General features: G+C 36.7%; 4 protein-coding genes. 2 read left to right on the top strand and 2 right to left on the bottom strand.

Translation table 11 applies throughout. The features are described 5' to 3' along the window. The first annotated feature begins 267 nt into the window (after positions 1-267). Complete coding sequence (locus tag F6K54_RS41445; protein ID WP_293090320.1) at positions 268-987, top strand: Uma2 family endonuclease; 720 nt, start codon at positions 268-270, stop codon at positions 985-987. A gap of 841 nt (positions 988-1,828) precedes the next feature. On the opposite strand, the gene F6K54_RS41440 is transcribed toward F6K54_RS41445, so the two are convergent. Further along, on the bottom strand, positions 1,829-2,482 hold the full coding sequence (locus F6K54_RS41440; protein ID WP_293090319.1) for a Uma2 family endonuclease: 654 nt from the start codon (positions 2,480-2,482) through the stop codon (positions 1,829-1,831). Positions 2,483-2,771: 289 nt separating this feature from the next. On the opposite strand from F6K54_RS41440, the gene F6K54_RS41435 reads away from it, so the two are divergent. Continuing rightward, positions 2,772-2,969: a hypothetical protein gene (locus tag F6K54_RS41435; protein ID WP_293090318.1), complete on the top strand. Its 198-nt coding sequence runs from the start codon at positions 2,772-2,774 to the stop codon at positions 2,967-2,969. 169 nt (positions 2,970-3,138) lie between these two features. On the opposite strand, the gene F6K54_RS41430 is transcribed toward F6K54_RS41435, so the two are convergent. Next, on the bottom strand, positions 3,139-3,984 hold the full coding sequence (locus F6K54_RS41430) for an alpha/beta fold hydrolase (protein WP_293090317.1): 846 nt from the start codon (positions 3,982-3,984) through the stop codon (positions 3,139-3,141). Positions 3,985-4,143: the final 159 nt, after the last annotated feature.

The following is a 4,143-nucleotide window of genomic DNA, read 5'->3' as shown; positions in this document are numbered from 1 at the left end:
AAAGTGCGCCTGTTTTCGCTCAAGAAAGCTCAAAAAACTAGCATTTTGTGCAAGAGTTGGGCAGAAAAATTAAGGGACAAAACGCCCGCTCCTACCTCCTCTACATTCCCCGTTCCTCCTGTCCCCCTCCCCTCCTGGGAGGGGCTAGGGGTGGGTTGTTTCCTGTCTCCTACCTTCACCCATAAGACTTTTTCAGCAAACCCTAAGTATTTAACCGAACATGATCTTACTATATAATTAAAAGCAAAAATTATTCTGGAAATAACAATGGTTTCTCAACTAGAATCTGAAAAAAAATCAACTATTATTTACCCAGAAAGTGATGGTAAACCCATGGCAGATAATACTAAACAATTTCGTTGGATAACTCTTATTCATGGTAATTTAAGCTGGTTATTTGCCAATGATGAAATGGTATTTGTAGCGGGAGATTTACTTTGGTATCCAGTAGAAGGTAATCCCAAAATCACTCAAGCTCCTGATGTAATGGTAATTTTTGGCGTGCCGAAAGGCGATCGAGGTTCCTATAAACAATGGGAAGAAGATAATATTGTACCCCAGGTAGTATTTGAGATATTGTCTCCTAGCAATACTCAAAAAGAAATGAATAAAAAGTTGTTATTTTATAACCGCCACGGAGTCGAAGAATACTATATTTATGACCCCGATAAACATCAATTAAGTGGTTTTTTGCGTTCCGGGGAAGACTTAGACGTCATAGACTCAATGGATAATTGGGAAAGTCCAAGGTTAGGTATTCGCTTTGATATGTCTGGGGAGGAACTACAACTTTATCTTCCTAATGGGGAGATTTTTCAAGGTATAGAACAAATCAAGGAGCAGTTACAACAGAAAGATGAACAGTTACAACAGAAAGATGAACAGTTACAGCAGAAAGATGAACAGTTACAGCAGAAAGATGAACAGTTAGAACTTTTAGTTGCAAAGTTACGAGAAATGGGTATAGATCCAGATGAATTAAAATAACAATAAAGGAGGAAATTAAACTTAAAAATTCATCTATATTAAGCTACTATTTCCTCCTGCTATTTTTAAATTTTTAATGCCAAAGACAATAATATATAACCCACATTCCGCACCACAAAATGTAGTATAAAAGAAGGAGTCAGGAGACAGCAGACAGGAGACAGAATTTTAGAAGAAAATCATAGCTGCCGTAATTGAATAATCATCAGAGAAAGAAGGAGTCAGGAGACAGGAGACAGGAGACAGAATTTTAGAAGAAAATCATAACTGCCGTAATTGAGTAATCATAAGAGAAAGAAGGAGTCAGGAGACAGGAGACAGGAGACAGAATTTTAGAAGAAAATCATAGCTGCTGTAATTGAATAATCATCAGAGCAAGTATTTATGCTTAATTAGGGTTTGCGTATGGAAAGTCTTTTGGTAGGGGTAGGAGACAGGAGACAGGAGACAACCCACCCCTCGCCCCTCCCCCTCCGGTGGAGGGGAAGACAGGAGAAATGTAAATTATAGAGGAGGTAGTCGTAAAAATTGTCCCAAGATTTTTCTGCCATAATCATCCCAAAATACTAGCTTTTTGAGCTTTTTAGACCGAAACAGGCGCACTTTTTTAGACCAAAAAAGGCTGAAGCTAATATCTGTCAGTGCTTTGATATTTAATCAGCAAGCCCTAATTATTTACTGGGAATTTGGTGAACAAAAAAAGTAATTGAGGTGATTTGCATAGTATAAATACCTACCAAGCTACAGATTTATATACTACTTTTAATGATACGCTCTTGAAGTGCGGAATGTAGGATATAAAATTCGGAAAAATAGTTAATACAGATATTGCTTACTTCACTCAAAAATCACCAGTAATCATCATATCTTCCAATTCTTCTAATGCCTGAAAGCTTCCTACTACCCAAGCAGGTTCAACAATATTAGGTACAATTTTAGTAATAGGTATTTCTGGAAAAATAGCACTAATATTAGATAGGAAATATTTTCCATTTCTCAGCAAATAAATAGTCAGTTTTTCATCATCATAAATCCATACTTCCCGTACTGCAATACCTTCATAAGCATCAATAGTTGTCCTCGATGTCAGGTCTATTTCAATCGCTAAATCTGGAGGTGGAACTTCTGAATGTAGTCGGCGAATACCGATTTTTTTTTGATGATTTTGAATATAAAAGCTAGCATCAGGTTCAACTCCTGCTAAACCTTCCTTTTTAAAAGTAGTTGATGCGAAAGATTGATACTTTTGACCTGTTTTTTTCAATAAAATTTTGATAATATCAGAAATTAAATCCTTAGAAATTTCATGTTCTGGTAGAGGAACCATAATTTTTAAAGTGTTGTTGCTATAAGCGATTTTAGCAGCACGTTTTTCTCCCAATTCTTGCAAAATTAATTCAAATTCTTGCCAGTTGATATTAGGAATAGTCATAACACTTCCGGCAGCAAGTTGTATTTGACTAATAGGTTTGACAACAGGGGTATGAGCAGTCATAAACCGAGTGAGGGAATTGATGAATTTATTCCGATTAATTATAGCAGAAGGCAGCTATGCTGAGGGAAGAAGGAAAAATCTTTATGAGAGAGTCTTGTTGCTGTTTGCGCAGCATTCCGCAGGAAAAGCTAACTGCTAATAGCTGAATGCTTACATATTTTTTTTCCATCATGGTATTTATACCTTCGATTTAACTGTGAAAGGAATCTAATAAAATTTCTTTATCTATGATACACTATACTCTCAGAGATTGATATTAAATATTTATCTATTGGATAGGATATAATCAATGATTGAAGTCCAAAAAATTCTTAATAAAGGGCGAGGAATTATTGCCACACAAGATATTCCTAAAGGAATATTAATAGAAGTTGCTCCTGTTGAAATTTTTCCGTTTAAACCAGAGCAAACTATAGATGAAAAAGGAATCTTTAAGTACTACTTTGTATCCCCATCAGAATATAGAAAAAGTAAAAATTTGGTCTAAATATGAGTGGTATAATACAGTAAGAAGTTCAACGGAGTTTCACTCCTACAAACCGAAAACTGAGGACATCCCGGAGCGCTTTCACGATCTTCTTTCTAAGTGCAATGAAATCTACAGAGAACTATACGAACATCGTCTTGTATGACAAACTGTACCTAATTATCCAGGTTTACTGACGGCGATCGCCTATCGTCACGTCGGCAATAAAATCCATCAATAAACTATTAAATTTCCCTGGTGTTTCCCAATGTGGAGCGTGCCCCGCATTGGCAATAAATTTAATTTCTCCATTCCAAAGGGTAGGCATTTTCAATTCTGCTATATAATCAGCCCTTACTAATTGCTCTTGTTCCCCATGAATAATCATTAGGGGAATTTTCATATTACCCACAATTTCAATCTCGTTTTGATAACCAGTAGGGGTAATACTTGCACCATAATTACTACGCGCTCTGCCATCAGTTAAGGCAATATCTTCTAAGAAAAGCTCAGGAATTTCTACTATACCTGGTCTGAAGAAAGTCGTTACATAGGCCAACATATCCTCTTGACTTAGTTCCGCAGTGAAACCAAACCTCAAAGATGGATGTGGCAAAAAAGCATTTTCTCGATTGGGAGGGTTATTAGCGATTGGTGGCGTACCAAAGATCACGATACCTTTTGCATCAGTGAGGCGATCGCTAGCTTCTAAAAGAATATGTCCGCCTAGACTCCAACCTACAAAAATTGCATTAGAAGCATCTAATGCTTTAGCTACTTCAACGACAGCACTCGCATAACCAGGGAGACTGTAAGTTACTTCTGGGTTAGCAGCTACATCGGAGAGTCCATGACCTGGTAAGTCCATAGCGATCAAGCGATACGTCTCACCCAATTTACCCTGTAATTGATGTAAGTAAGAGCGTCCCGATGAAGAATTACCATGAATGAGGAAAATAGTTTGCCCCTTACCTGAACTTTCATAATAAGCGATATTTTGGGTGCTAATTTCGATTTTTTGTGGTTTAAGTTCCATTTTAGATCAAAAAATTATAGTATAAATGAATCTTAACATTTTGCCGTAGTTGATACCAGTCACGGTCTATAAAATTTATAACAGGAAAAAAGCAGAAAGTCTAGTTTCAGAGTGGAGCGATCGCTATCAAAGATCTGATGTTGGCAATTTGATGGGGTT

It is taken from the genome of Okeania sp. SIO3B5 (genome assembly GCF_010692555.1).
Lineage (GTDB): Bacteria > Cyanobacteriota > Cyanobacteriia > Cyanobacteriales > Microcoleaceae > Okeania.
Note: the sequence above shows the minus strand (reverse complement) of the source record. Positions and strands in the feature narration are given on the sequence as shown.

Coding starts and splice junctions, on each gene's coding strand:
- F6K54_RS41445 (WP_293090320.1), top strand. CDS start 268: ATGGTTTCTCAACTAGAATCTGAAAAAAAATCAACTATTATTTACCCA.
- F6K54_RS41440 (WP_293090319.1), bottom strand. CDS start 2,482: ATGACTGCTCATACCCCTGTTGTCAAACCTATTAGTCAAATACAACTT.
- F6K54_RS41435 (WP_293090318.1), top strand. CDS start 2,772: ATGATTGAAGTCCAAAAAATTCTTAATAAAGGGCGAGGAATTATTGCC.
- F6K54_RS41430 (WP_293090317.1), bottom strand. CDS start 3,984: ATGGAACTTAAACCACAAAAAATCGAAATTAGCACCCAAAATATCGCT.